The organism is Kribbella yunnanensis (assembly GCF_039529655.1).
Taxonomy (GTDB): Bacteria; Actinomycetota; Actinomycetes; order Propionibacteriales; family Kribbellaceae; genus Kribbella; species Kribbella yunnanensis.
The window spans coordinates 55517-81583 of record NZ_BAAANF010000022.1 but is presented as its reverse complement, the minus strand read 5'-3'; the positions used below and the strand labels follow the sequence as shown (position 1 = coordinate 81583).

General features: G+C 67.3%; 26 protein-coding genes. 15 read left to right on the top strand and 11 right to left on the bottom strand.

The features are described from left to right. Window positions 1–152: 152 nt before the first annotated feature. Complete coding sequence (locus ABD231_RS32155; protein WP_344160425.1) at window positions 153–4106, bottom strand: GH92 family glycosyl hydrolase; 3954 nt, start codon at window positions 4104–4106, stop codon at window positions 153–155. 259 nt (window positions 4107–4365) lie between these two features. Here ABD231_RS32155 and ABD231_RS32150 point away from each other — a divergent pair, with 259 nt between their 5' ends. Then, the gene (locus tag ABD231_RS32150) at window positions 4366–5265 is read left to right on the top strand and encodes an NAD-dependent epimerase/dehydratase family protein (protein WP_344160422.1); all 900 of its coding nucleotides are present in this window, start codon (window positions 4366–4368) and stop codon (window positions 5263–5265) included. Further along, window positions 5262–5873 carry a glycosyltransferase family protein gene (locus ABD231_RS32145; RefSeq protein WP_344160419.1) on the top strand — a complete coding sequence of 204 codons (612 nt, stop codon included), beginning with the start codon at window positions 5262–5264 and terminating at the stop codon, window positions 5871–5873. Before ABD231_RS32150 ends, ABD231_RS32145 begins: the two co-directional genes overlap by 4 nt. Here ABD231_RS32145 and ABD231_RS32140 read toward each other — a convergent pair. Further along, window positions 5809–6273 (bottom strand): GtrA family protein, encoded by a 465-nt coding sequence (locus tag ABD231_RS32140; RefSeq protein WP_344160416.1) that lies wholly within the window; start codon window positions 6271–6273, stop codon window positions 5809–5811. The two genes, ABD231_RS32145 and ABD231_RS32140, sit on opposite strands and share 65 nt — an antisense overlap. Window positions 6274–6350: 77 nt before the next feature. Between ABD231_RS32140 and ABD231_RS32135 the strand changes: the two genes are divergently transcribed. Further along, the gene (locus ABD231_RS32135; protein ID WP_344160413.1) at window positions 6351–7532 is read left to right on the top strand and encodes an NAD-dependent epimerase/dehydratase family protein; all 1182 of its coding nucleotides are present in this window, start codon (window positions 6351–6353) and stop codon (window positions 7530–7532) included. 1090 nt (window positions 7533–8622) lie between these two features. Here the strand turns inward: ABD231_RS32135 and ABD231_RS32130 are convergent. Beyond that, window positions 8623–9345: a methyltransferase domain-containing protein gene (locus ABD231_RS32130; RefSeq protein WP_344160410.1), complete on the bottom strand. Its 723-nt coding sequence runs from the start codon at window positions 9343–9345 to the stop codon at window positions 8623–8625. A 153-nt stretch (window positions 9346–9498) separates the two neighbouring features. On the opposite strand from ABD231_RS32130, the gene ABD231_RS32125 reads away from it, so the two are divergent. Beyond that, window positions 9499–10920: an amidohydrolase family protein gene (locus ABD231_RS32125; protein WP_344160407.1), complete on the top strand. Its 1422-nt coding sequence runs from the start codon at window positions 9499–9501 to the stop codon at window positions 10918–10920. Here the strand turns inward: ABD231_RS32125 and ABD231_RS32120 are convergent. Genes ABD231_RS32120 through ABD231_RS32110 form a run of 3 tightly spaced genes read right to left on the bottom strand, consistent with a single transcriptional unit; the run spans window position 10917 to window position 14020 of the window. After that, on the bottom strand, window positions 10917–11918 hold the full coding sequence (locus ABD231_RS32120; protein WP_344160405.1) for an alanine racemase: 1002 nt from the start codon (window positions 11916–11918) through the stop codon (window positions 10917–10919). The genes ABD231_RS32125 and ABD231_RS32120 overlap by 4 nt on opposite strands. Window positions 11919–11922: 4 nt before the next feature. Beyond that, the gene (locus ABD231_RS32115) at window positions 11923–13053 is read right to left on the bottom strand and encodes a lipid II:glycine glycyltransferase FemX (protein ID WP_344160402.1); all 1131 of its coding nucleotides are present in this window, start codon (window positions 13051–13053) and stop codon (window positions 11923–11925) included. A 55-nt stretch (window positions 13054–13108) separates the two neighbouring features. Beyond that, window positions 13109–14020 carry an SDR family NAD(P)-dependent oxidoreductase gene (locus tag ABD231_RS32110; RefSeq protein ID WP_344160399.1) on the bottom strand — a complete coding sequence of 304 codons (912 nt, stop codon included), beginning with the start codon at window positions 14018–14020 and terminating at the stop codon, window positions 13109–13111. A 120-nt stretch (window positions 14021–14140) separates the two neighbouring features. On the opposite strand from ABD231_RS32110, the gene ABD231_RS32105 reads away from it, so the two are divergent. Both ABD231_RS32105 and ABD231_RS32100 read left to right on the top strand, forming a co-directional pair. Next, window positions 14141–14707: a TetR/AcrR family transcriptional regulator gene (locus tag ABD231_RS32105; protein WP_344160396.1), complete on the top strand. Its 567-nt coding sequence runs from the start codon at window positions 14141–14143 to the stop codon at window positions 14705–14707. Between the two features lie 20 nt (window positions 14708–14727). Then, entirely contained in the window at window positions 14728–15444 is a 717-nt protein-coding gene (locus tag ABD231_RS32100) for an SDR family NAD(P)-dependent oxidoreductase (protein ID WP_344160393.1), read from the top strand. A gap of 3 nt (window positions 15445–15447) precedes the next feature. Here ABD231_RS32100 and ABD231_RS32095 read toward each other — a convergent pair whose 3' ends face one another. Beyond that, entirely contained in the window at window positions 15448–16602 is a 1155-nt protein-coding gene (locus ABD231_RS32095) for an alkaline phosphatase PhoX (protein WP_344160390.1), read from the bottom strand. Window positions 16603–16694: 92 nt separating this feature from the next. Here ABD231_RS32095 and ABD231_RS32090 point away from each other — a divergent pair, with 92 nt between their 5' ends. Then, window positions 16695–17903, top strand: coding sequence for an MFS transporter (locus tag ABD231_RS32090; RefSeq protein ID WP_344160387.1), 1209 nt, complete (start codon window positions 16695–16697; stop codon window positions 17901–17903). Here the strand turns inward: ABD231_RS32090 and ABD231_RS32085 are convergent. Beyond that, window positions 17872–18420: an NUDIX hydrolase gene (locus ABD231_RS32085; RefSeq protein WP_344160384.1), complete on the bottom strand. Its 549-nt coding sequence runs from the start codon at window positions 18418–18420 to the stop codon at window positions 17872–17874. The two genes, ABD231_RS32090 and ABD231_RS32085, sit on opposite strands and share 32 nt — an antisense overlap. Window positions 18421–18456: 36 nt before the next feature. Here ABD231_RS32085 and ABD231_RS32080 point away from each other — a divergent pair, with 36 nt between their 5' ends. After that, entirely contained in the window at window positions 18457–18867 is a 411-nt protein-coding gene (locus ABD231_RS32080; RefSeq protein WP_344160381.1) for a hypothetical protein, read from the top strand. On the opposite strand, the gene ABD231_RS32075 is transcribed toward ABD231_RS32080, so the two are convergent. Then, on the bottom strand, window positions 18868–19671 hold the full coding sequence (locus tag ABD231_RS32075; protein ID WP_344160378.1) for a deoxyribonuclease IV: 804 nt from the start codon (window positions 19669–19671) through the stop codon (window positions 18868–18870). Window positions 19672–19730: 59 nt separating this feature from the next. On the opposite strand from ABD231_RS32075, the gene ABD231_RS32070 reads away from it, so the two are divergent. The 7 genes from ABD231_RS32070 to ABD231_RS32040 all read left to right on the top strand — a co-directional run bounded on the left by ABD231_RS32070 (window position 19731) and on the right by ABD231_RS32040 (window position 23923). Continuing rightward, on the top strand, window positions 19731–20390 hold the full coding sequence (locus tag ABD231_RS32070; RefSeq protein ID WP_344160375.1) for a DUF4241 domain-containing protein: 660 nt from the start codon (window positions 19731–19733) through the stop codon (window positions 20388–20390). 212 nt (window positions 20391–20602) lie between these two features. Further along, on the top strand, window positions 20603–20893 hold the full coding sequence (rpsF, locus tag ABD231_RS32065) for a 30S ribosomal protein S6 (protein ID WP_132211461.1): 291 nt from the start codon (window positions 20603–20605) through the stop codon (window positions 20891–20893). 92 nt (window positions 20894–20985) lie between these two features. Continuing rightward, on the top strand, window positions 20986–21570 hold the full coding sequence (locus ABD231_RS32060; protein ID WP_344160372.1) for a single-stranded DNA-binding protein: 585 nt from the start codon (window positions 20986–20988) through the stop codon (window positions 21568–21570). 82 nt (window positions 21571–21652) lie between these two features. After that, window positions 21653–21886 (top strand): 30S ribosomal protein S18, encoded by a 234-nt coding sequence (gene rpsR / locus ABD231_RS32055; protein ID WP_012924539.1) that lies wholly within the window; start codon window positions 21653–21655, stop codon window positions 21884–21886. Window positions 21887–21900: 14 nt separating this feature from the next. Next, the gene (rplI, locus tag ABD231_RS32050) at window positions 21901–22347 is read left to right on the top strand and encodes a 50S ribosomal protein L9 (RefSeq protein ID WP_344160369.1); all 447 of its coding nucleotides are present in this window, start codon (window positions 21901–21903) and stop codon (window positions 22345–22347) included. Between the two features lie 83 nt (window positions 22348–22430). After that, window positions 22431–23270, top strand: a complete 840-nt coding sequence (locus tag ABD231_RS32045) for a helix-turn-helix domain-containing protein (RefSeq protein WP_344160367.1) — start codon at window positions 22431–22433, stop codon at window positions 23268–23270. A gap of 65 nt (window positions 23271–23335) precedes the next feature. After that, on the top strand, window positions 23336–23923 hold the full coding sequence (locus ABD231_RS32040) for a dihydrofolate reductase family protein (RefSeq protein ID WP_344160364.1): 588 nt from the start codon (window positions 23336–23338) through the stop codon (window positions 23921–23923). 233 nt (window positions 23924–24156) lie between these two features. On the opposite strand, the gene ABD231_RS32035 is transcribed toward ABD231_RS32040, so the two are convergent. Further along, window positions 24157–24399 carry a hypothetical protein gene (locus tag ABD231_RS32035; RefSeq protein WP_344160361.1) on the bottom strand — a complete coding sequence of 81 codons (243 nt, stop codon included), beginning with the start codon at window positions 24397–24399 and terminating at the stop codon, window positions 24157–24159. Then, complete coding sequence (locus tag ABD231_RS32030) at window positions 24396–25841, bottom strand: hypothetical protein (protein WP_344160358.1); 1446 nt, start codon at window positions 25839–25841, stop codon at window positions 24396–24398. The genes ABD231_RS32035 and ABD231_RS32030 overlap by 4 nt, the downstream gene beginning before the upstream one ends. Window positions 25842–26067 lie beyond the last annotated feature (226 nt).

Below are 26067 nucleotides of genomic sequence, written 5' to 3'. Positions count from 1 at the left end.
TTTGTCCGGCATGTGGACTCTTTGCGGTGGAAGGCAACCCGTCGGCGATCCCGGCCGTCGATAGGGGTGAAGGGGTGGCAGTCCGGGCGGGGACCGCCACCCCTCCTCAATTTCCCGCGGAACCTCTCAGGGGCAGGCTCCGCGGGTTTTACTTACCCGTAGTTGCGGTCGATCGACTGGGACGGCGTCGGGCTCGGCCGGGTCTCCGCGACCCGCTTGTCGCTCGGATGCGTCCCGACCTCGATCCCCTTCAGTGTCCCGAGCAGCTCGAACTCGGCCAGCGTCACCCCGTCGGCACCAGCCGGCGCCAGCACCAGCCGGTACTGCGTGTACGCCTTCGGCGACGCGATGCTGAACGACCGCGTGTACGACGTCCACGGCCAGGTCACCCCGGTCCGCTTGTCGACCGTCGACCATGTGGTCCCGTCGTTCGAACCCTCGAGCACCCAGGCGGACGGCGCCGTACCGGTTGTGCCGTTGGTCAGCGTGTACATGCCGACCGGGCGACCCTGCTGGAGGGCGACCGTCACCGTGGGCTTGTCACCGGTGAGGGTGACCTGGGTGCTCGCGTTGTCGTCGGTCAGCGCGGCAACATCCGCGGAGCCGGTGACCACGGCGCCCTCGTCCGAGGTGGAGTCCCGCCAGGTGCTCGGGTCCTCGCCGGCGGTGGTGATCGACGGCGGGGCGTCGTTGCGTCCGGAACCCCAGTTCGACGGCTTGTCCGTCATCTCGAACTCGATCTTGCCGCCGCTCGCGATCAGATCGTGCGGGAGATTCGTCGACGTCCACTTCTTCCCGTTGATCCGGACGCTCTTCACGTAGATGTTCTTCGCGCTGTTGTCCGGTGCGCTGATCACCAGCTTCTTACCGCCCGGCAGCCGGACGGTCGCCTTCTTGAACAGTGGCGATCCGATCGCGTACGACGGCGAACCGACCTGCAGGGGGTAGAAGCCGAGCGCGCTGAACAGGTACCAGGCGGACATCTCTCCGTTGTCCTCGTCACCCGGATAGCCCTGGCCGATCTCCGACCCCAGGTAGAGCCGCGACACGGCCTCACGGACGAGCGCCTGTGTCTTCCACGGCTGGCCGACGAAGTCGTACATGTAGGTCAGGTGGTGCGACGGCTGGTTGCTGTGCCCGTACTGACCCATCCGTACGTCGCGAGCCTCGAGCATCTCGTGGATCGTGCCGCCGTAACCGCCGGGGTGCAGCGCGTCCTCCGGCGTACTGAAGAACTCGTCCAGCTTCTTGATCAGACCGTCCCGGCCGCCGTAGATCGCGGCCAGACCGGCGCCGTCCTGCGGCGTCGAGAACGCCATGTTCCAGGCGTTGGTCTCGGTGTAGTCGTGACCCCAGTCGCGCGGGTCGAACAGGTTCGGCGAGGTTCCCCAGCTACCGTCCGGGTTCTTGCCCTGGAAGAAGCCGACCGTCGGGTCGTAGAGGGTGACGTAGTTGCGGGCCCGGTTGAGGAAGTACTTGTAGTTGTCCAGGTACTCCTGCTTGCGGGGATCGCTCTTCTTTGCCGTGTCGTACAGCGCCTTCGACAGGTTCGCGATGCCGTAGTCGTTGATGTAACCGTCCATCGACCAGCTGAAGCCCTCGCCGGTGCTGTTGGCGGTGTAGCCGTGGAAGGTGGACAGGTCCATCCCCTTACGGCCGACGTTCTGCGTGGGCGGTACGACGGACGCGTTCTTGACCGCGGCGTCGTACATGGCCTGGACGTCGATGCCCTTGATCCCCTTCAGGTAGGCATCGGCGAAGGCGACGTCGGACGACGTACCGACCATCAGGTTGGCGTAGCCCGGCGAGGACCAGCGGGAGATCCAGCCGCCGTCCTTGTACTGCTGGACGAAGCCGTTGACCAGATCGGCCGCCTCGTCCTGCGCGAACAGCGAGTACGCCGGCCACACGGTCCGGTAGGTATCCCAGAAACCGTTGTTGACGAACGTCTGGCCGGCCACGATCTTCGAGCCGGTCGTGGTCGGGGTGTCCGGACCGACCTTCGGCGAGGTGGGCGAGGCGTAGGTGATGACCGGCTTGGACTTGGTGCCGGTGTTCTCCGAGCCGTTGTTCGGGTAGAGGAACAGGCGGTACAGGTTCGAGTAGAGCGTGGTCAGCTGGTCCGCGGTGGCACCTTCGACCTCGATCGTGCGCAGCTTGGCGTCCCACAGGTCCTGCGCCGCGTCCTTGACCTTGCCGAACTTCGATCCGGCCGGGAGCTCCATCTCCAAGTTCTTGCGAGCCTGCTCGGTACCGATCAGCGAGGTCGCGAGCCGCAGCTGGACCTGGGTGACGGCCGGGTCGAATCCGAAGTAGCCACCGACGTTCGCGCCGCCACCGTCGGACAGCTTGCCAGAGGCAACTACCTTCTGGTCCACAACGCCGTACACGAACAGTCGGCCGGCGCCGGTCGACAGGCCGCTCTTCACATCGCTGAAGCCGGTCACCACACCGGTCTCCGGGTCCAGCGTCAGGCCGCCCTCGTTGGTCACGTTGTCGAAGACCAGCGACGCGCCGCCCTTCGGGAAGCTGAATCGCAGCATCGCCGCGTGGTCGGTCGGCGCGATCTCCGCGGCGTTCCCGTTGTCGAACTCGACCCCGTAGTAGTACGGACGGGCGACCTCGTTGTCATGGCTGAACGACCACCCGCGGTTGGCCCGGTTCGCGGTCGGCGTGGCCGCCGTCGACGGCATCACCTGGAAGGTCTGCCGGTCACCCATCCACGGGCTGGGCTCGTGGCTGATCGACAGGGCCTGGATCGTCGGCTTGTTCTCGGCGTTGTTGCCCTTGGCGTAGTCGTACAGCCAGGAGCGCGAGCCGGCGTTCGTCACCGGGGTCCAGAAGTTGAAACCATGCGGTACGGCGGTCGCCGGGAAGTTGTTGCCGCGGGAGAAGCCGCCGGTCGCGTTGGTGCCACGGGTCGTCAGCGCCAAGTCGGACGGGTGCTTGGCGGCGGTACGCGCAGCCGCGGAGTCCGGGTTGATCGCGCCGGCGATCCGGATGTCGTCCACCCAGCCGCGGAAGTCGGCCGGTCCGGTCGGCTTGTCGTAGCCGACCAGGATCCGCTTGATCGTCTTACCGGCGGCAACTCTGCCGAGGTCGGCCTCGATGTTGTTCCACTGGTTCGTGGACAGACCCTTGGCGTCGCCCTGGCCGCGCGGGCTGAGCCCGAAGCCGTGGTGGTCCTTGGCGCGCAGGTCGCTCAGATAGGTCCCGTCGGAGAACGCCAGGTCGAGCGCGGCGTACGTGCTCGGGTAGCTGAGGTCACCCTCGATGTGCTCGGGGAAGATCTTGTACGACAACCGGGTGTCCCGGCCGACCTTCAGGTCGACGTCGGAGATCTTGTTCCAGGTGAAGCCACGACCCTCGGTCGTCTGGTGCCCGGCGTACCGGAACGACTTCACGCCGGTGAAACCGACCCGGGCGCGGGCGTTGTAGGCGCTGGTCGGGCCCGAGTCCAGCCGCGACTCGGCCACCGGGCCCGGTGGCGGCAGCGGATCGCCATTCGAGAGGTACCAGTCGGCGAGCTGGACGATGTTCTCGCCGTGGTTGAGCGTGACGTCGAACTTGAAGAACTTGTACGCCGTCTCGTTCGTGAAGCTGTATTCCTTGGTCTGGAACCGGTTCTCGAAGCTCTGACCGGTCTGCGTGTCGAGCACGGTCCAGTCGGTGCCGTTGTTCGAGCCCTGCACGGTCCAGTTCTGCGGGTCGCGGCCGTCGGCGTCGTTCGCCGAGGTGAGCGCGTACTTCCGGATCACGACCGGGGCCGAGGTCTCGTAGGTCAGCCAGCCGGTCTTGGTGAAGACCAGCCACTTGGTGAACTTGTCCCCGTCGGCGGCGTTCGAGGCGATCTCACCGCCGCCGGTGTTCTCGCCGCTCGCGGTGATCAGCTTGACCTTGTCCATCTCGCTGCCGCCGACCCCGGTCGGCGTCGGGCCCTGGACGCCGCCCGCGCGGGGCTTCCCGTCCGGCCCGGTCTCGACGGTGTCGGTGTAGCCGGGCTGCGGTTGCCCGGACTCGAACGAGGTGAAGAACGAGGCTCCGCTCACCACCGGCTCGTTGTGGGTGGCCGAAGTGTTCGGCGGGACGGCATGCGCTGACGTCATAACTGGTGACATTGTCACAACTAGCCCGAGCGACGCGACGACCCCTAGTGGGCGGCGGAGTTTCATCCACGCTCCTTGCACGGCCGGACCGGCGCGACGGCCTGAGCCAGTGCGCCGGAGGGTTTACGCGGCCCCGATGACAAGGTTGTCAGCCCGCGTCCGGGGTGATCTTCCCCATCTTCATGACGCTTGGTCAAGGCCTTGTCGCAGCCCGCTTCCGGATGCGGCTCAGTTGCTCTCCCGGCGTAGGTTGATCGCTATGGCGGAACGGGTCTTGGTCACGGGTGCGGCAGGCTTCATCGGGCGAGCGGTGGTACGCGCTCTCCGGGAGCGGGATGTGCCGGTGACGGCAGTGGACCGGGAGCCGCCGGATCCCACGTGGGACGACGGCGTGACCGTCGTGACCGGGGACCTGGCCAACCAGGAGGTCTGTATCGGCGCCTTCGAGACGCGGCCGACCGCAGTGGTCCACCTGGCCGCCCTGACCTCGGTACTGCGCTCGGTGGACGCACCGATGGCGACCTTCGCGCAGAACGTCACCATCACCCAGGTGCTCCTGGAGCTCTCCCGGGGCAGCGGTGTCGACCGGTTCGTGCTCGCCTCGACCAACGCGGTCGTCGGTGACGTCGGTACGGCGACCATCACCGCGGATCTCCCGTTGAGCCCACTCACGCCGTACGGCGCGACCAAGGCGGCCGGCGAGATGCTGTTGTCGGCGTACTCCGGTAGCTACGGGCTGGCCACCGCCGCACTGCGGTTCACCAATGTCTACGGGCCGGGGATGTCGCACAAGGACAGCTTCGTACCGCGGCTGATGCGGGCGGCACTCGCCGGTACCGGAGTGCAGGTGCACGGCGACGGCACTCAGCGCCGGGACCTGGTCTACATCGACGACGTGGTCAACGCCGTACTGCTCACGCTGGAGACCGGGTACGACGGCCGCGCGATCATCGGCTCCGGTCAGTCGGTGTCGGTGCTCGAGCTGGTGGAGGCGGTGCGCGCAGTCACCGGTAAGCCGATTCCGGCTGAGCACATCGAAGCACCGGCCGGTGAGATGCCCGCAGTGATCGTCGACATCGCTAGCGAGTTGGGCTACGCCCCGGAGGTTTCGCTCGACGAGGGCCTCGCCCGGACATGGCAGTACTTCCAGCACATGTGAGACGCCACTGGCTGCTGGGCGTCTTCCTGGTCGCCGGTACGGCGCTGCGCGTGCTGGCGACGGTCGCGTACCAGCCGGGGATCATCTATGTGGACTCGCAGCAGTACCTGAACAACATGGAACTGCTGCGACTGACCACGGACGCGGACGGCCAATACGACAACGAGGAACTCGGCGTACTACTGCAACCGATCCTCGACAACGAGGCCGACTTCGTCACGGGGTCACGCCGACTCGGCGCGGAGGACGCCGACAGTCGGCTGCGGTGGCTGGGTGTGCGAGTGTTCGCCGTACTGGCGTCGATCCTGACGCGACACCGCCTGACCGACACATCGTTCGGCTTCCGCGCTATGCGGTCAGACCTAGCGACCGCGATCACGCTCCGAGAGCCGCAGTACCAATCGTCCGAGCTTCTCCTCGGCGCACTCGCACACAAAGCACGAGTCGTCGAGCTACCGATGACAATGCGCCGGCGCGACAACGGGACCAGCAAGAAAGGACCAGGACTCGTGTACGGCGCCAACTACGCGCGCGTGATGATCACTACGTGGCTGCGGGAGTACGTACTGCGACGGGCTCGGCGAACACCCAGCGGTCGAACAGCTTGAACTTGACCACGAACAGCACCGCGAAGGTGAAGAAGTACGAGCTGCTGACCAGCATGGTCTGCCAGAACAGCGAGTCGATCCAGGCCCGGGCCGCCAGGTCGGTGAGGCTGGTCACCAGTGCCGCGACGCCCGCGTTCCCGACCACGATGATTGCGTAGGGCAACATCCGGCCGGGGCGTTCCCAGGCCCAGCGCCTGGTGAGCAGGTAGTTCGGGATGCCACCGGCGATCCAGGCGAGCACCGTGGCCACCAAGGGCATCGCGCCGAACCAGTAACACAACGCGAAGGCGACCTGACTCACCGCGGTCGAGATCACCGAGGATGCCGAGTACTTCGCCCACAGCAACATTCGGCTCCGGCGCAGACCGAAGCGCGCCGCGAGCCTTCTGTGGATGCGCACGGCACCCATTGTGCACCTCGCCGATTCATGACTATGAAGGGAGAGTCACTAGCCGATGATGGAAGGCGGCGAGCGCCGTGCGCGTACTCGTCCTGGGCGGTGACGGCTACCTCGGGTGGCCGACCGCGTTACATCTGTCCGACCGCGGTCACGAGCTCGCGATCCTGGACAACTTCGCCCGCCGCGGTTACGACCGTGAGCTGGGCGTGCAGAGCCTGGTCCCGATCGAGGAGCTGGACACCAGGGTCGCCATCTGGCAACAGGTGTCGGGGCGAAACATCACGCCGTACGTCGGGGATCTGCTCGACGCGGACTTCGTGCTCGAGGCGGTGAGCGAGTTCGCGCCGGACGCGATCGTGCATTTCGCCGAGCAACGGGCGGCGCCGTACTCGATGATCGACCGGCAGCACGCCGTCTACACCCAGCAGAACAACGTGATCGGCACACTCAACCTGATGTACGCGGTGGCCGAGCTCAACCCGGACATCCACCTCGTCAAACTCGGCACGATGGGCGAGTACGGGACGCCGAACATCGACATCGAGGAAGGCTGGCTCGACGTCACGCACCACGGGCGCACCGACCGGATGCTCTACCCGAAGAAGCCGGGCTCGTTCTACCACCTGAGCAAGGTGCACGACTCGCACAACCTCGAGTTCGGCTGCCGGGTCTGGGGTCTGCGGGTCACCGACCTCAATCAGGGCGTGGTCTACGGGCAGCAGACCGACCAGACCGTTCTCGATCCGCGGCTGGCGACCAGGTTCGATTACGACGCCGTCTTCGGCACCGTGCTCAACCGCTTCGTCATCCAGGCCGTCCTCGGCGAACCACTGACCGTGTACGGCGCGGGCGGTCAGACTCGCGGATTCCTGGACATCCGCGACACCGTCGAGTGCATCCGGCTCGCGGTCGAGAACCCGGCCGACGCGGGTGAGTTCCGGGTCTTCAACCAGATGACCGAGAGCTACTCGGTTCGTCAGCTCGCCGACAAGGTCGCCGAGTGTTTCCCCGGCCCGGTCCAGGTCGACCACCTGGAGAACCCGCGCGTCGAGCAGGCCGAGCACTACTACAACGTCAAGCACACCGGCCTGGTCGGCCTCGGCCTCCAGCCGCACCTGTTGTCGGACACGCTGATCGAGTCGATGTTCGACATCGTTGCCGCCAACAAGGATCGCGTCACCCCGGCGGCGCTGCTGCCCACTGTCCGCTGGCAAATGCCGCTGTCAAACAGCTCACCCACACGCCCACCAAGCCGCTGATCCAGCCTCGGGATTGCCAGTAGAGCCGGGCGTTGCCGAAACCCACTCGGTCCAAGCCGCCACTGCGCTATCACGATCCCCCACCACCACAACGTCCGAAGGATCGGAGGGCCTGTCTCCGGATGTTCCGACGTTAACCACCGCTCCGAGCTAGTGTCCGAAGGATCGGAGGGCCCGTCTCCGGACGTTCGGACGTTAAGGAAACCTGCAGCGAACAGGTCGCCGAATCGCCTTCCCCAAACCGGTTCGGGGTTGATCCCGGACGGATTCGGGGGGTGGATCCTCCCCGCATCCCCTCGTCAGCCCTCCCCAAACCGGTTTGGGGAGGAGGATGGGCCGGGTAGGGCGAATATCCACCCCAGCCTCCAGCAACGGTCACTGTCAGGCGATGGGAACTCAACTTCCCCAGCCATAGCCCGGCAACCCCAAGCGACGTGGAGCCGCGGTCGCCGACCTCGGCCATCCGGCTTAGCCACCGCGGCGCCCAGCCACCCTGTCTTCCAGTTCGGCCGGAAGCGGCGATCAGCCACAGTGCACGTCCCCGGCCGAGTTCTTTCGGTCTGCACCCCCACTCGACCGCCAAAGGGCGGCCGACAAAACCAGAGGGCGAGCCGAGCAGATGGCTGGGCTGGATGGCGAGGCCGGCGACCGCGGCCCCACGTTGCCTGGGGCTGACGGGCTGTGGCCGAGGTGCGTGATGCCCGAGATCTGCACTATCCGAGGGATTTTGGGGACTCGGTGACGAAAATCCATCGGATGACGCACCGGACAGCCCCGGGCACCCGCGATCGCGGGCGAGGGGCACCTTGAGACTCCACCAACCAACTGACATCCCGCCGGACGGTCGAACGGTGCTCAAGGTCGTACCGGCCCGGGCAGAACCCTTGACCAACCAGCCCTGGAGCAACACCCCAACTCAGGGGATGCCTACCGAGACAGGGGGTTGCCCACTCAGAATCTCGATGGGCACCCCCCAGCTGGGGGGATAACCACCGAGCTGGGGGAAGGGCCAGGGCCAGGGACGGTGGCGGAGTGTGGGCGCGGTCGGTGATCGCGTGCGCGTTGGCTGACGGGCTGATGTAGGTCCGCGCTAACGGCGGGCGCTGACCAGGAGCGTTGGTAGGACTGCTAGGAAGCGGTCGGTGCGGCCGCGCGTCTCCTGTTCGGCCAGCCAGCCGTCGGCGTCGTCCCGAGTGATCAGGGCCTTGTCGACGGCTGCGGTCGCGGCCGCTGCGAGTTGCGGAGCCATGGTGGCGTGGTCGGTGACGACGTCGTTGTGGACGACCACCTCGGGGTCGTGGAAGCCAGCGTCGAGCAGAAGATCACGAAGATTCCGTACGGCGCGGGGCGCGACCGAGCGGGATTCCAGTCCGAGCAGGATGACGTCGGTCAGGTCCTGGTCCGAACTGTTGATCAGCACGAATCCATAGTCCTGACCGCCGACCACGATCCGCCCGCCGGGCCGCAGTACTCGATAGGCCTCGGCCACCGTCGGGACCGGATCCTCGAGCAGATGGAAGAGCCGCAGGGCGCGGTAGCCGTCCATCGATTCGTCGGCGAGCGGCAGGTCGTCGGAATGTGCCACGTGAAACATTGCGCCTGGGACCCGCGTCCGGGCGGTCTCGATCGCCTCCGGATCGGGGTCCAGCCCGGTCACCTTCAGCCGCTTGGCCGCCAGCTCCTCGGCCGCATGCCCGGTACCACAGCCCACGTCGACCACGCTCGCGCCGCGCTTCAGGCCGAGCAGCCGGTACGACTCGGCCCGAAGTTCAGCGGCTCCGGGCCGCTCCTCGATCCGTTCCAAGAACCCCATGACCTCACCTTCCAACTTCAGGTGCACCTGAAGTCAAGATGCCTGTGCTCGATGAGGCAGCAAGATTCGATCGAGCTGGAAAAGGGTGGGGCGGCGAACCTGCCAAGAGTTAGTTTCGGGCCCCCATCCCTGTTTCGGAACGAGGTTCTCGCCATGCTCACCAGGCGCCGCGCTCTCGCTCTTGGCTTCACCGTCCTGGCCGGTCTCGCCGTGCCTTTGGGTGCCAACCAGCTCGACGGGACCAACCAGCTCGATGCCACCGGGTACGACGGCACCGCGAAGGTGCTGATCCGCGACGCGTCGATGGTCCTCACGATGGACCCGGCCGTCGGCCAGGGCTCACTCGGCCTGCTCGAGGATGCCGACGTACTGATGACCAAGAACACCATCACCGCCGTCGGCAAGGACCTGTCGGCCACCGCCGGTGCGCGGGTGATCGACGGCCGCGGGAAGATCGTGATGCCCGGCTTCGTCGACCTGCACACGCACACCTGGCAGTCGCTGATTCGCGGTTGTGCCACCGACAAGGAGCTCAATGGCTGGCTCGCAGAGTGCGTGCTGCCGCTGTACGGCAACCAGCCCGCGTACGCCGAGGGGTACGCCGGCACCCGGTTGTCCACCCTGGACGCGATCGGTACCGGGATCACCACCACGACCGACTGGTCGCACAGCTTCTCCGCCGACTTCGCGAACGGCAGCCTGAAGGCCCTCGCGGATTCGAAGATGCGGTTCTTCTTCTCGTACACGGCCAACACCAAGCCGGCCACCCTCGACGAGATCCGCCGGGTGAAGAAGGAGGTCATCGATCCGAACCCGCTGGCGCACCTGCAGGTCGGCACGCACCCGACCATGCAGAACCTCCCCAACACCACGGCCGCGGAGAACCTGTCCAAGGAGCTCGGCGTCGCCCTGAACGTGCACGTGCACGAGTCGAAGACCGACCCGGCCACCGGTCAGATGGAGGCGCTGCGCAAGGTCGGCGCGATGCGACCCGGCCTGCTGATGAACCACGCCGTACAGATGACTGACGCGGAGCTCGATGAGCTGGCTGCCCACGATGTCCGGGTCGCGCACAACCCGCTGTCGAACATGCGCCTGGCCTCCGGCGTCATCCGGCTGCCGCAGATGGCCTCGCGCAACATCAAGGTCGGTCTCGGCATCGACGGCGGGACCAACGACACCACCGACATGTTCAACGACATGCGGGCCGCGGTAGGCCTGCAGCGCGCGACCGCGATGGACCCGACTCGCTACCCGCAGCCGGCCGACGTACTGCGGATGGCCACCCTGGGTGGCGCCGAGGCGCTCGGGATCGACAAGGAGATCGGCTCGCTGACGCCGGGTAAGAAGGCGGACCTGCAGATCATCGATCCGCAGGCCCTCAACTTCGCACCCAACGGCAACTGGGTCAGCCAGCTCGTCTTCAACGCCCAGCCGGTCAATGTCCAGTGGGTCTTCGTCAACGGTGTTGCGGTCAAGCGCAACGGTCAGCTGATCGGCGTCGACACCGCCAAGGTGATTCGGGACGCCGACACGGCCAGCGACCGCATCGGCGTACTCCTCGGGCGTAGCTAGTCCATCGACACCCGGTCGAACGAAGTGGTGGTGAAGCGGACGTCGACTCCGATCGTGTCGCCCACAGCGGGCGGCGCGACGGAGGACGGCAGGAAGAGCATGCTGGCCTGCATGTGCGGCGGCTCGGCGAACCACCGCTGCTTGCCCTCGATCGTGAACGGCGAGAGTGCCATCCCGGCCGCGTCGAGACTGCCCTTGGCCATCGCGATCGCGCGCTGGCGGACAGTCGCGGCCGCGGTCGGGGCCTCCAGGCCGACACCGTGCGCGGTGCCACCGGACACGACCAGGATGTGGCCGTCGCCGCTGACCCGGCGCTGCCGGTAGCCGACCCGCTCACCACGACGGACCGAGTGCACGTCGAGCACGGTCGCGCGGACCGTGAGCGCACCACGGTCGCCGAGCCAGAGCGCCGTACCCATCCGGAGCTTCACGTTCTCGCCGATGTCACCGAGCTTCTGCGCCGGGACATGGGACACCCACAGCGCACCACGCCGTACGTCGGTCGCCGCCTTGGCCAGCTGAGCCGCCTCGCGGACGTTGGCCGACGTACCGCCCGCGCCCATCGGGAAGTGCAGTGACCAGCCCTCGAAGCGGATCCGGTCCAGGGCGTTCAGGAGCATCGTGTGCCGCAGCTCGCGGGCGCCGATGCCGTGCCGGCGCATCGACGTCTGGACCTCGATCAGCACCCGGCTGCCGGCCGGGATCGAGACCAGGTCGGCCAGCCGGCTGACCGTGTGGATCACGTTCTTGTGCTGCGACATGTCCAGGAACGGCCGCCACGGCGTCAGTACGACGACGTCCTCCCGCGGGTCCGGGGGTACTTCGAAATAGGTGCCGACGGCCACCGTCCGGGCACCGAGCGCCCGGGACTCGGCGATCAGCCGGTGGTTGCCGAAGCCGTACCCGTTGCCCTTGGCCACCGGGACGATATCGGGGTTCCACGTGGAACGAAGGTGATCGCGCCATCGATCGGAATCGACGTGCAGGGTCAGGGGCATGGTGTCAACGCCGTCTCATGTAGAGGTCGAATGCGGTGTAGAGCGCCTTGTTCAACGGCAGATCCCACTCACCGACGTACTCGACGGCCTCGCCGCCGGTGCCGACCTTGAACTGGATCAGCCCGACGTGCGGGTCGTTCGGGTCCAAGGTGTCGGTGATGCCCCGTAGGTCGTACACGGTCGCACCGGATTCCAGTGCGTCCGACATCATGCGCCACTGGATCGCGTTCGATCCGCGCACGTCCCGCTTGGCGGTCGAGCTGGCACCGTAGGAGTACCACGAATGACCGCCGACCCGGATCCAGATCGTCGAAGCGACCAGATCGCCCTCGTGATGGGCGTTGTAGACCCGGAAGTCACAGCAACCGGCCGGCTGAGTCGCCATCGCCGAATACATCTTCTCGAAGTACGGCAGCGGCCGCGGGGTGAAGTGGTCCCGCTCGGCCGTCTCGACGTACAGCTGGTGGAAGGCCTTCAGGTCCTCGGGGCCGCCCTGGGTGACCTCGACGCCCATCTTGTCGGCCTTCTTGATGTTGCGTCGCCACAGCTGGTTCATGTTCTTGAGCAGGTCGTCCGGGCCGCGGTCAGCCAGCGGGACCTGGAACACGTACTGCGGCTGTCCGGCCGCGAAGCCTTCGCCGACCCGCGGGGCCTTCCAGCCCAGGGCGCGCAGCTGGTTCGCGACGGTCGCACCCGACGGCTCGATCACGTCGGGACGGACATCGCCGAGCCGCGGCTGCTGCCCGCCCGCGATCGCGTCCTTGATCGTCTTCGCGGTCCAGCGCCGGGTCGGAACCGGCGGACCCATCCGGATGCCGAACGCGCCCTGCGCCTGCGCGTGCTCGGCCAGTGGCCGCAGGTAGCGGCCGAGGTCGATCGCGTCCCAGTCGATGGCCGGACCCTCGGGCAGATAGGCCAGGTAGCGCTTCACCTTCGGCATCTGCCGGTACAGCACCAGGCCGACGCCGACCAGCTCCGCCGGGTTGGCCGGTTCGTACCAGCCCAGTGACTCGGCCTTCCACTCGCTTTTCACCGCCGCCCAGCCCGGCGTCTGCAAGAAGCTGGCCGACGGACGTGCCGCGATGAACGCGGCGTGTTCGTCGGCCGAGATGATCCGGATGCTCAAGTCACTCACGGTCGGTCAGGTTACCGGCCCAGCCTGAGGAACCCCAGCTGAGCCGGTCCCGTGATCAAACCAGCTGCTCGGACAGCTCCCACAACCGAGTGGCCGACTCCGGATCCAGCGCATACGGCGCGACACCCGTGTTCTCGCCCGGGACGTTCGGGAGCGCCTCGTTGTTGTCCTCGAAGTACAGACCGGTGACGCCGTCGACCAGCGGGGAACCGGCCAGCAGAACCGAGGTGGACGCGCCCTGCTCGGTGGTCTTCCAGGGGAAGTCCTCCCATTGCTGCATGGCCTCCGCCGAGAGATGCCGCTGGAGCGGCGTCCGGATTCCGCCCGGCATCACGGCGTTCGCGGTGATCCCGGCACTCGCCCAGCGCTTGGCCGCCTCGACCGCGAACAGCACGTTCGCCGTCTTCGACTGCCCGTACGCCGCCCATTCGTCGTACGGGCGGTTTTCGAAGTGGATGTCGTCGAAGTGGATGTCCGAGAACAAGTGGGCACTCGAACTGACCGAGACGATTCGCGCACCGCCGGCCGCGGCCAGGGCGTCGTACAGGCCGAGCGCGAGACCGAAGTGGCCGAGGTGGTTGGTCGCGAACTGGTGCTCCCAGCCCTCGGGAGTGCGGTTCAGCGGCTCGGCCATCACGCCGGCGTTGTTGACGAGGATGTGCAGCGGGCCGTCCCAGTTGGCGGCGAAGGCCCGCACGGAGGCGCGATCGGCCAGTTCGAGCGGGGCGACGTACACGCGGCTGTTGCCGGTCGAGTCGATGATTCCGGCCGCGACACGCTCGCCGACGACCTTGTCGCGGGCGGCCAGCGTGACCTCGGCACCGGCCCCGGCGAGCGCCCGGACCGTCTCGACGCCGATGCCGGAGGCGCCGCCCGTGACGACTGCGCGGCGGCCGGTCAGGTCGAGGCCCGCGATCACCTCGGCGGCCGTGGAGGTGTAGCCGAAGGGGGTGGTGATTCTGCTCATCAGGGTTCGTCCTGTTCTGCGAGCTATGGTTGATCCGGAGGAGCCTCCGGATAGATCCAGTTAAGCGGAGGTGCCTCCGTATATCAAGTCCGCTAAGTTTCGGGCGTGGAGGAGGGGGAGATGACCGAGCCGAAGGCGCGGCCGTTGCGGGCCGACGCGCAGCGCAATCGCGACCAGGTGCTGGCCGCGGCCGCCCGCGCGTTCGCGAAATGCGGGCTCGAGGCGACACTCGAGGGCATCGCGAAGGACGCCGGCGTCGGCATCGGCACGCTCTACCGGCACTTCCCGACCCGCGAGGCGCTGATCGAAGCGGCGTACCGCAAGGAGCTGGCGACAGTCTGCGAGGCCGCCCCCGACCTGCTCGACAAACTCCCACCCGCCGAAGCCCTCCGCGCCTGGATGGACCGCTTCGCCGACTACCTGCACACCAAAATGGGCATGGCCGACGCCCTCCGCGCCATCATCGCCGCCGGCGCCAACCCGTACGACCACAGCCTCGAACTCCTCGTCGGCGCAATCGAACCCCTCCTAGCCGCCGGCATCGCCTCCGGCGAACTCCGCTCCGACATCTCCGCCGACGACGTCCTGATGAGCCTCAGCGGCGTAGCCCTAGCCGCCGGCGACCGCCGCGACCAAGCCGGCCGCCTCCTCGACCTCCTCCTGGACGGCCTCCGCTACGGCGCCTGACCGCTTTCTAGGGTGTGGGTATGGCGAAGGTTGCGTTGGTGACGGGGTCGGTTTCGGGGATCGGGGCTGGGGTGGCTCGGCGGTTGGCGGCGGATGGGTTTGCGGTGGCGGTGCATTCGCGGGTCAGTCGGGAGGCGGGGGACGCGCTTGCGGGGGAGTTGGGTGGGTCGTATCACCAGGCCGATCTGGCTAATGACGATGCGGCGCAGGGGTTGCTGCCGGAGGTGCTGGGCGTGCACGGGCGGCTCGACGTACTGGTGAACAACGCGGGGATCAGCTGGCCGGTGCCGCATGCGGAGCTCGACGGGCTGACCGCTGCGGACTGGCGGCGGGTGCTTGACGTCAACCTGATCGCGCCGTGGTTGTTGTGTACGGCGGCCTTGCCCGCGCTGCGCGAGTCGGGCGGTTGCGTGGTGAACGTGACCAGTCATGCGGGCGTGCGGCCGAAGGGGAGTTCAATCGCGTACGCCGCCAGCAAAGCGGCTCTGAACCATGTCACCAAGTTGCTGGCGGCTGCGCTCGGACCAGACGTGCGCGTGAACGCAGTCGCCCCGGGGCTTGTGGATACGCCGATGACCGCCGACTGGACGGACGCTCAGGAGCTGTGGAAAACCACGAGTCCGATGCGTCGCGGCGCCCAGCCGGCGGATGTCGCCGACCTGATCTCGGCACTTATCCACAACAGCTACATCACCGGCGAGGTCGTCCTGCTCGACGGCGGCCTGAACCTGCGCTGAGGCTCACAAGCTGGTGCGGAAGGGCCCGGTGACCTCGTAGGTGATGCCGCCGCTCGACGAGCCGCTGGTACCGCGCTGCGAGGAGAAGTAGAGGCGGTTGCCGGCCGGGTTGAACGCGACACCGCAGAGCTCGGAGCCGGACTGGCCGGTCACCCGAAGGAACGGGGCGACGATGTCGTTCGGGGTGATGATGCAGATCTCCATGTTGCCGCCGTCCTCGGCGACGTACAGGTCGCCGACGGTCGCGGCGGTGATGTTGTCCACGCCGGTGAGCGGCGGGTTCGGGGTGAGGTTGTCGTCGTACGCGATGGCGATCGTGTTGTTCACCGCGTTGTAGGCCCAGACGCGGTTGTCGCCCTTGGTGGTGAAGAAGCAGGTGCCGTTGCGGTAGTAGCAACCCTCGCCGCCGTTGAACACCTTCATGCCGGACACCTGCTTGCGGGTCCGGGTGGGGCTGCCGTCGGGGTCCGGGACCGTCACCCACGACAGTGTGCTGCCGGACTCGCGCAGTACCTGCAGGGTCCCCGCGGACAGGTTTCCCCAGGTGGTCGGGACGAAGCGGTAGAAGCCGCCACTCGGCTCGTCCTCGGTCAGGTAGATGACGCGCCGGTCCGGATCCACCGCCGCGGCTTCGTGCGAGAACCGTCCGAGAGCAGGACGCCGTACGGCGGCTGTCGCACCCTTCGGGTCGGTCTCCCAGATGTAGCCGAGGTCGGTTTCCTCACCGGACAGCCAAGTGCCCCACGGGGTTGCGCCGCCTGAGCAGTTGCGTGTCGTGCCGGACAGGATCCGGTAGGCGCCGGTGACCGATCCGCTGCTGTTGAAGCGCAGTGCGCCGGCCCCGCCGCTACCACTGCTCATCTCCGAGTTCGAGACGTAGATCCAGCCGGTGCCGTCCGCGAAGCACGCACCGCCGTCGGGAGCGCTGTGCCAGGTGTAGCTGGTGCCGGGCACGGTCTGCGTCGACCGCGCCAGCACGCGACTGGTGAATCCGGTCGGGAGCATGAGGCCGTTCGCGTCGGCTGCCTGCAGACCGCCGTACGGGCTGGTGCCGGTCTGGGCCGGGAAGGCTAGCGCCTGCGGAGCCACGCTGAAGCCGAACGCGACAGAGGTCGAGGTACCGATGACGGCGGCACGAAGAAAGGTACGACGGTCCATGGTGATCCTCCCGGGGCGTGGATGATGCCCCCAGTCAAGCGGCTGGACGTGAACGGCGGCTTTCTGTCGGTGGGTCCTCCTACGATCGCCGGATGTCTTTGGGTCGGGACTTTCGGCGGTTGTGGTTCGCGTACGCGGTCAGTGCACTGGGGTCCGGGATCGGGTACGGCGCGCTGCCGCTGATCGCCGTCCTCGTGCTCGACGTCAGCACGTTGCAGGTGTCGATGCTGGCCGCGGTCTCGGCCCTGGCGGGCGCGGTTCTCGGGCTGCCGATGGGCGACTTCATCGAACGGCGGCGGAAGCGGCCGGTGATGATCGCCACCGACCTCATCCGGTTCGGGGCACTGGTCAGCGTGCCTATCGCCGCAGCCTTCGGCGTACTGAGTTATCCACAGCTGTGTGTTGTCGGCGTCCTGCAGTCGGCGGCGCTGATCGCGTTCACGAGTGCGAGCGGTGCGCACCTGAAGGCACTCGTCGGGCCGGACGGGCGAGCTGAGGCGAACGGCAAGTTCGAGCAAGTCTTCTGGCTGACCATGAGTGCGGGGCCGGCGATCGGTGGTGCGCTCGTCAGCCTGGTCGGCGCCACGCTGACACTCGTCGTGGACGCGGTGTCTTTCCTGCTGTCCGCGCTCGGCATCCGGCGGATCCAGCAGCCGGAACCCACTCCGGTCGAGCACACCGGCAAGCGCGACCTCAGCGCCGGCTGGAAGTACATCTTCGCGAACCGCGGTCTGGCCATCCTGTTCTGGAACTCGCAGCTCTTCGGCGGACCGCTGATGATGATCTCGCCGCTGCTGACCGTGTTCATGCTGCGCGACCTGCACTTGGCCCCGTGGAGCTATGGCGTGTTCCTGGGCGTCTCCTGCCTCGGCGGGGTGCTCGGCGCCTGGGTCGCGCCCGCGCTCACCCGCCGGTTCGGACTGCACCGGATGCTGCTGTGGTTCGGCGTACTGCGGGCGCCGTGGACACTGCTGCTCCCGCTGGCCCCGTCCGGTATGGCGGGCTTCGTCTGGCTGCTCGTCGCCGAGACCGCGTTGCTGGTCGCGGCTGGTGCGTTCAACCCGTCATTCGCGACGTACCGGATGGAGGTGACCGAGGACCACTACATGGCGCGCGTGCTGACCTCGTGGTCGATCACCTCGCGCTGCGTGCAGCCGGCGTTCATGGCGGTCGGCGGACTGCTGACCGCCGTACTGGGACTGCGCGGTGTCATGTACGTCGGCGGTGCGATCGCACTGCTCAGTGCGTTCGTCCTGCCGTGGCGGTCCGCTAAACCAGCCCCATTGCCTGCGCCAGCCTGACCTGACTGCCCATGTTGTGCCCACCGTCGTCCTTCGCGTCGAGGTAGGCAGCCGCCTCTGTCGGCGGCAGCACGAGCACCTCGACCACCTGTTCACCGTCCTCCGGGTTGGTCGGCGGGCCCTCGAGAACCACATCGGCGACCACGGTGGCCCAGTACGACAGCGGGTGCGGCAAGTGCGGCCGGTACGGCGTGGGCCGGCGGTGGTCGGCGCGGTGACCGCCGAGCCAGGTCAACGGCCCGAGCAGTCGGGCTCCGGCTTCCTCGACGAGCTCCCGCCGTACCAGCTCCTCGATCGTCTCGCCCGCCTCGCGGGTGCCGCCGGGGAGGAACCGCCAGCCGAGATCGTTGCTGCAGGCAAGGATTCCCTCAGGGGTCCGGCCGATCACGTGGACGTTGCTCAGCAGCTCGTCGTCCGGCCGGTCGACGGTGTACCGGACGTCGACCTGCGCCCACGGCCAGTCGGCGGCGGCGAAGAGCTCGGGGAACTGCTGGGCCCAGGATTCCTCGGTCTGCATCCGGCCATTGTCCTTCGGTGCGCTACCGTCGCCGCCATGGCCCCAGCAGAACCCGAGCCCGACGCCGAACCGGCGAAGCAGAGCCCGAAGAGCCTGTTCTGGGTGTGCGCGGCGGTCACCGTGGTGATCGGCGCGTTCCAGTACTCGCACAGCTTGAGCGGGACCGGCAGCCTCAACGCGCTCGCCGTGCTCGGCCTCATCGTCATGACGGTGCTGGTGCTCGCGCTGGCCGGCATCTACGCGCTGTGCGCGCTGGAGCGGACCGATCTGCACCACAGCGTGTACGGACGGCTCGACCTGTTCCAGGCGATGACGATCCTGTTCGTGGCGGCGGTGCTGGTCGGCGTCCTGATTCCGCCGCGCACCAGCACCGCACTAGGGCTGCTGCTGCCCTTCGGTATCGCCTACTGGCTCTACCACCTCAAATCGGCGGAGAAGAGCGAGTAGCTAGTTCAGGTGCGAGCGCAGGTAGTCGATGTCGGTCTTCTGACCGTGATCGGCATTCGGCGTCTCGACCACGACCGGCGCACCGGCGGCCGCGACGACCGCGACGATGTGGGCCGGGTCGATGTGCCCGTCCTCGAAGTTGGCGTGCCGGTCCGCACCCGAGCCGAACTCGTCGCGGGAACCATTCGCATGCACCAGGTCGATCCGGCCGGTGATCGCCAGCACCTTCTCGACGATCGACGGCAACTCCTCGCCGGCCGCGTGGAAGTGGCAGGTGTCGAGGCAGAAGCCGACGTTCTCCAGGCGGTCGTTGCCGGACGCCTGCACGGCCTCCCAGAGCCGCTCGATCCGCTCGAGCTGACGAGCCATCGCGTTCTCACCGCCGGCCGTGTTCTCGATCAGCAGCGGAACCGGTAGCTCGGCGCGCTCGATGCACTTGCGCCAGTTGTCGAACCCGGCCTCGGGATCGTCCTCGTCCCCGACATGCCCGCCGTGCACGATGACGCCCTTGACGTCGATCTCGGCTGCCTTGTCGAGAGTCTGCTGGAGCAGCTTGCGGCTCGGGATCCGGATCCGGTTGTTCGTGTTCGCCACGTTCAGCCGGTACGGCGCATGCACGTACAGGTCGACGCCGGCCGCGGCGGCCCGCTCACGCAGCGCCTCCTCGCCGTCGGCGTAGGCGACCTTCGGTGCCTTGTAGTCCTGCGGATTGCCCAGGAAGAACTGCACCAGGTCGGCACCCCGATCGGCCGCCTCGGCCAGCGGGTCCTCCTGGTCCACGTGTGCACCCAGCTTCAAGCTCATGGGCCCACCCTAGAACTGTCGTCCGACAGTTCTCGACCACCCGGGCCTACGCTGGCTTGGTGATCACCCCGAGCTTGTTCCGTGCGCTGCGCCCCGGACCCGTCGAGGTCGACGGCCGGACCTGGTCCCTGACCGTCCACGAGCTCGGCGTACTGCGGGTTCCGAGCGGCCGGCTCGAGGCCTCGGATCCGTTCGTGACACTGGGCGAGGGGCCGGTCGTCGACGTACCGCCGGGGGACTATCCGGTGTTCGTGACCGTGGCGGACGTCTCCGACGCCCAGGACGGGAGTCATCTGCGCGAGGCCTACCTGTCGGTGCGACTCGCCGAGGGTGAGGTCGCCGGGGTGGAGGCTGCGACGAGTGGGGACGAGGAGCTCGACGAGGACGAGTTCTGGCTGGTCGCTGTCGACGCGGGCGCCGTCGCCTTCGCGGACGCCGAGGCGATCCGGACCAAGATGCCCGAGGGCGACTGGTACGAGGATCTCTTCGAGAACGACAGCGACGACAGCTGGTTCGCGCTGATGGACTCGCCCGACCACCTGCGCGAGGGCTGCGCGAATATCGTGCTGCCGCTGGCCACGGAGGGTGAGAATCTGGTCCTCGCGCACTCCGGCTGGGGTGACGGTGCGTACCCGGTGGTGCGGACCGTGGCCGCCGACGGGACCGCGCTCGGGATCCATATCGACCTGCTGGTCGTGGGTCCGGAGAGTGACGACTGATCGACCGGTAGTGAGGACGACGGCGCACGTTGCCCTGTGGATATGGTCAATCCGCTGTCCGAACGCTGGTATTCTTTGGTTGTGGCCCGGTCCATCGACCGGGCTCGTTGCTTGACATCGGCGGCAAGTGCCGGTGCTCAAGTGCAATCGCATCGCCCTCCTGCCACGGAAAGACCGTGGCCGCCAAAGTCCGAAGGAGGTGGAGTTCGCGCATGCGTCGTTATGAAGTCATGGTGATCCTCGACCCGGAGCTCGATGAGCGCACGGTCGAGCCGTCCATCGACCAGTACCTGAACATCGTCCGCAAGGAAGGTGGCACCGTCGAGAAGCTCGACATCTGGGGCCGCCGCAAGCTTGCGTACGACGTCAAGAAGAAGGCCGAAGGCATCTACGCCGTCATCGACCTGACCGCGGAGCCCGCGGTGGTGAAGGAGCTCGACCGTCAGCTCACGCTGAACGAGTCGATTCTCCGCACCAAGGTCATCCGGCCGGACCAGCACTGAGCCTGGGGTCGTCAGCAGCCATCGGTACTGTCGGTTCCAGCCGGTACCAATAGCTGTAGACACAGTCACACCCGAAAGCAGGAGGAACGGCAATGGCAGGCGAAACCGTCGTCACACTGGTCGGCAACCTTGTCGACGATCCGGAGCTCCGGTTCACGCCGTCCGGTGCGGCCGTCGCGAACTTCCGGATCGCGTCGACCCCACGGACGTACGACCGGCAGTCCGGTGAATGGAAGGACGGCGAATCGCTGTTCCTGAGTTGTTCCGTCTGGCGCCAGGCCGCGGAGAACGTGGCCGAGTCGCTGCAGCGCGGAATGCGCGTGATCGTGCAGGGCCGGCTCAAGTCGCGCTCGTACGACGACCGTGAGGGCCAGAAGCGCACGGTCTTCGAGATCGACGTCGACGAGGTCGGTCCGAGCCTGCGCAGCGCCACCGCCAAGGTGACCAAGGCCATGCGGTCGGGTCCCGGCGGCGACGGCGGCGGCAACTTCGGTGGTGGCGGTGGCGGTAACCAGGGTGGCGGCAACAACTACGGTGGCGGCGGCCAAGGTGGCGGCGCCCCGCAGAACGACCCCTGGGCGACCCCGCAAGGCGGTGGCGGCGGCGGTCAGGCCGCTCCGCAGAACGACCCCTGGGCCAGCCAGGGCGGCGGCTCGATGGAGGAGCCCCCGTTCTGATCCGGCCCTGAGGTCGAGAACAGTCAACACAGACCATTCCGGCACCCGTGCCGGGCTCTGGAAGTAGGAAGAGAGCACCACAATGGCCAAGATCATTCGGAAGCCGAAGAAGAAGGTTTGCGGCTTCTGCAAGGACAAGGCGACGTACGTCGACTACAAGGACACCGCGCTGCTGCGCAAGTTCATCTCGGACCGCGGCAAGATCCGCGCCCGCCGGGTGACCGGGAACTGCGTGCAGCACCAGCGCGACGTGGCCACCGCTATCAAGAACGCTCGTGAGGTGGCTCTGCTGCCCTACACGAGCACCGCTCGCTGAGGGAGGTCCGACACATGAAGCTCATTCTGCAGCAGGAGGTCGAGGGCCTCGGTGCCCCCGGCGACATCGTCGAGGTCAAGGACGGCTACGGCCGTAACTACCTGGTTCCGCGCGGTCTGGCCCTCGGCTGGACGCGGGGCGCCGAGAAGCAGATCCAGTCGATCAAGCGGGCGCGCGACGCCCGGGCGATCCAGGGCAAGGAGCACGCGAGCGAGGTCAAGAACCAGCTCGAGCAGCTCTCGGTCACGCTGGGCGTCAAGGCCGGCGAGACCGGCCGTCTGTTCGGTTCGGTGACCCCGGCCGACATCGCCGGTGCGATCAAGTCCGCCGGCGGCCCGCTGGTCGAGAAGCGCGCGATCTCCATCGCGTCGCCGATCAAGACCACCGGTAAGCACCAGGTCTCGGTCCAGCTGCACCCGGAGGTGGCCGCTACGGTCCGCCTCGAGGTTGCGGCCGGCTGACCTAGCCACACAGCGAAGGCCCGCGTTCCCTCTGGGGGACGCGGGCCTTTCTGCGGTGCGGGGTGATCGGCGATGCTGTGGGGATGGAGTACGTCTCCAGAGTGCCGCGACCGCCGCTCGACGGGCTGATCGACGACCTCTACTACCTGGACGGTTCGCCGCCGTACGCCCGGCTGATGCTGCCGCCGAGTCCATCCGCGTTGCTCATCGTCAACCTCGGAGCGCCGTTCCGCATCCGCGCCGGTGCTGAGGTCGAGATGGCCGAGTACGCCGACGGTTGCGTGATCACGATGCCGACTCGCGCGTTCGAGTTCGGCTATCCACTTCGGACGCGGTCGGTCGGCGTACACGTGAAGCCGTGGGGGTTGGCGCCGTTCCTGCGGATGCCTGCGGCGGAGCTGTGTGACCGGCCGGTGACGATCGAGCAGGTGTGGGGCCGGGCAGCTGTTGCTGAGCTGCGCGACCGGTTGGCCTCGGCGGATGGACCGCACGAGATGATGACGCTGCTCGAGGACGAGCTGATGCGGCGGTTGACCGAGACTGCCGGCCTGGGGTTGGTTCGTCATACAAGCAACGTCATCGCGGCGGCCAGTGGAGTGGTGGCGATCGGCGACCTGAGCGTGGCAGCCGGTGTGAGCAGCACTCATCTGGCACAGCGCTTCAAGGAACTCATCGGCGTCACCCCGAAGCGGCTCGCCCGCACCCAACGCTTCACCGCCACCGTGTTCTCGATCAACCCCGACGGACCGATCGACTGGAGCGACCTCGCCGCGCGCGCAGGCTACTTCGACCAGGCCCACTTCGGCCACGAGTTCCAGGCGTTCACCGGTCTCACACCAACCCGGTACGTCGAAGTCCGGCGGCGGTTCCTGCGCGAACACCCCGGCCATGTACTCGACGGATGGTCGTTGCCGGCCGATTGATTTCTTACAAGAGCCGCAGCTCACGAGCCGCTAATTTGAGGGCACCTCAAGCAAAGGAGAGTCCCGTGGGCAAGGTGGTCATGTACAGCTCAGTCTCGGTGGACGGCTTCATCGCCGACGAGAACGACCAGCCCGGACCGCTGTTCGACTGGTTGACCAGCGGCGAAGTCCCCCTGGACGACAGCGGCGTCCTGAAGGTCTCGCAAGCGTCCCACGACTACACCCGCGCCTACTGGTCCGAGATCGGCGTGACCATAGCCGGCCGCCACGTCTTCGACATCACCGACGGCTGGGACGGCAAGCCCCCAGCCGGCATCGACCACGTAGTAGTCGTCACCCACCGCCCCGCCCCCGAAGGCTGGGACCCCGAGGCGCCGTTCCATTTTGTCAACGGCATCGAAGCAGCCATGGCCAAAGCCCAGGACCTGGCCGGCGACCGCACAGTCGAAGTAGCCGCCGGCAACGTAGGCGGCCAAATGCTAGCCGCAGGCCTGGTCGACGAAGTCCGCATGGACGTAGTCCCCGTAGTCCTAGGCTCCGGCAAACCCTACTTCGGCCCAGTCAACGCCCAACACCTACTCGAGGACCCCGAAACCCTCCAAGGCAACCGAGTCCTCCACCTCCGCTACCAGGTCCGCCGCCAACCGATCTGAGCGGGCACGCGCGAGAGCCACTTTGAGACCCCATCAGCCATCCGACCCCCGCCAAAACGGTTGACCCGTGCTCAACGTCGCACGGATTGCGTGGACGTCGCCGAACTCGTATCCGCGGCGGGCTGAACATCCCCGAGGCCGCAGTCTCACGCCGAATGCATTTGGCGTGAGCACATGAGGCGGCCGCGCCGAAGGCGCCAAAGGAAGTAGTCGCCGCCGGAGGCGGTGTCCTTTTAGCCTGCTTTGGGGGCGGGCCAGTGTGGGGGTTTGGGGTCTTCGTCGCCGCCTACGGCGTCGGGTTGTTCGATTCGGGGGTAGCGGACCGGGAGTGGGTCGCCGGTGTTGCTGCCTCGGTCGGGGCGTTCGATCTGGGGGTACTTCCAGGGGGTGGGGTCGTCTTCGGTGGCTGCTGCTGGGGTTAGGGAGGCAGCGGTCAACAGCAGGCCGGTGAGGGTGGCGGCCAGGAGTCGCTTCACTTCTTGGCCAGGGCGTAAACGACTGAGTCGTGCAGGACGATCGCGTGGCTGCCGGCGATACCCCACGGGCGTGCGGTGTCGGGATCCAGAGTGGTCGGCTTGCCGCCGGGGGTGATGGCGATCAGGTTGCTGCCCGTCGTACCGAAGATCGTCGTACCGGTGATCGAGTACGGACGGAAGTTCGGCACGATCGATGTGCGGCCGTTGCTGAAGTTGATCAGGCACTCACCCCAAGCCGCGATCTTCCGGTTCGGGTCCGGCAGCCACTGCCAGTTCTGGGCGTCGTTCACGTTCACCGCGCGGCAGGTGGCGACGACCGCGCCGCTCGCGCTCGAGTGTACGGTCGGGATCACCTCGTCCTTCTTGCCGTTGCGCCAGAACGCGAGAGCGAGCTCCGGGGTCGCGGCAACGACGCGCTCGATCTGCTTGCCACCACCCGGCGGTTTCAGGTCGACCTGCTGCAGGTTGCTACCCGGCTCGCTCCACCACAGCGGGCCGGCGTACCGGGCCATTAGTGCCTTGGTGCCTTGGGCAAGCAGGAAGGTCGACAGCCGCGGCTGGTTCGGAACCGTCTTCAGCTCGCTGCCGGTCACCACGCTGGCCCCGGCATCACCGGCCAGGTCGACGAGGGGCGACGTACCGAAGAATTGAACGGCCGACGAGTTCGGCAGCTCGACCTCGATGGCCTCGGCGCCGCCACCGGGCCAGTAGTACAAGGTGTCCTCGGACGCCACGGCCAGGACGGGCTTGCCGTCGATGTTCGTGTAGACGGGGCTCTCCGCGCCGTTCGGGACCTTGTCCTGCCACTGCACCTTGCCGTCGCTGTTGAAGACCGCGACCTTGTGGTCAGACGTCAGTACGGCGACCTCGCTACCGTCCGGTGACACCGCGGGCGTGGTGTTCGCGGCGATGTCGACCGACCAGTCGGCCTTGGTCGACCAGCCCGGCGGGACCGGGCGGGCGGAGAAGTCGTCCGGCGCGACACTCGGCTCGGGCAGCGGGGGCAGCTTGCCCGGCTCGGTCTTCGCGACCGGCGTACCGCCCGAGTTGCGGAAGACCTTCAAGTACAGAACGGTGCCGAAGATCAGCACGCCGGCCAGGATGAACGCGACGATGATCGGCCAGATCGGCTTCTGCGCGTTGCCGCCGCCTCCACCGCCACCACCCCCGCTGCTACTGCGCTTGCGGGTCTGGGCCTCGACGGCCTCGACCTCGCCGTCGGGGTGGATGACGAGCGGCCAGGACGTGCCGTCGGTGTCGATCGCGGTGGCCTTCATCGGCCGGCCGAGCTGTGCGGCGCGCTCGGCCACCAGCGCGATCGCGGCCTGCCGCGGATCGTGGTGATTGACCGGATGACCGCGACCTGCGATCTTGACCTCGGCGTTGTGGTCGTCGTAGAGCCGAATCGTGACCTTGGGCCAGGACGGGATCTTCTCAGCCACGACGACCTCTCATTACAGCCACAGATCTCCCTCGTTCATCCGGAGCCGATGTACTCGTTCTAGCATGTCCACCGCACCTGAAGGCATGCCAGGAGACTTCCGGCAGGCAGAAACCCCGTGAGCCCGGCGGCTCCGCTGACCCCGACAAGGGGGTAGAAACATCCTCGCCTGTGGATGGGTCACGAACGTACACCCGGAAAGCGAGACAATACTGTGGGCGACAGCC